We start from the raw sequence: 709 nt of genomic DNA, 5'->3' as shown, positions 1-709 counted from the left end.
CTACAAAGCGATTGGCTATGTACAAAGCAAAGAAATGGCACTGCGTGTCTTCTTAGAAGACCCCGATGTGCCGCTGGATACAAACCATCTGGAGCGGGCGCTCAGGCCCATACCCATGGGGAGAAAAAATTGGTTGTTCTGTTGGACAGAAATCGGTGCTGAGCATGTTGGCGTTATCCAAAGCCTGATAGTCACTTGTCGATTGCATGATATCAATGTAAACGATTATCTGACCGATGTACTGCTACGTATCAGCCAACACCCTGCCAGCCTGGTACATGAACTGACGCCACGGTATTGGAAAACCCAGTTCGCCGATAATCCACTGCGTTCAGACCTCTTTGCTTTACCCGCCACTTCGGTAGAATAGCCTCCAGACGGAGGCGATATGCGCATAGAAGACCTAACCTTAGACGAATTACATGACCTGAACGAGCTAATCTGCAAGCGGATAGACTACTTACGTTTGCAAAACGACATCAATGTTCTAAGCCAGCTACGTTTAGGCCAAAAAGTCCACTTCAAGGCCAAAGAAGGCCAAGTGTTCGGCGTGGTTATCAAAATCAACAAGAAATCAGTGATGGTGGTCAGCGATGATAACCGCCAGTGGAAAATCCCACCAGGACTGGTGCAGATCCTGAAAGACATCTAGCCAGGATGCTTGGCCGAAATCTATAAGGCGTCAATACGTCCTAAAATGGACGCTTAC

The 709-nt window shown here is 48.0% G+C and carries 2 protein-coding genes; both read left to right on the top strand.

The annotated features are described in order from the left end of the window. The coding region (locus L5M10_RS23995) for an IS66 family transposase (protein ID WP_263256106.1) at positions 1 to 370 on the top strand (370 nt) is incomplete at its 5' end. A gap of 18 nt (positions 371 to 388) precedes the next feature. Further along, entirely contained in the window at positions 389 to 652 is a 264-nt protein-coding gene (locus L5M10_RS23990) for a transposase (RefSeq protein WP_263256105.1), read from the top strand. The last annotated feature ends 57 nt before the right edge of the window (positions 653 to 709 follow it).

This window comes from Shewanella sp. SM32, assembly GCF_025654235.1.
GTDB classification, from domain to species: domain Bacteria; phylum Pseudomonadota; class Gammaproteobacteria; order Enterobacterales; family Shewanellaceae; genus Shewanella; species Shewanella oncorhynchi.
Note: the sequence above shows the minus strand (reverse complement) of the source record. Positions and strands in the feature narration are given on the sequence as shown.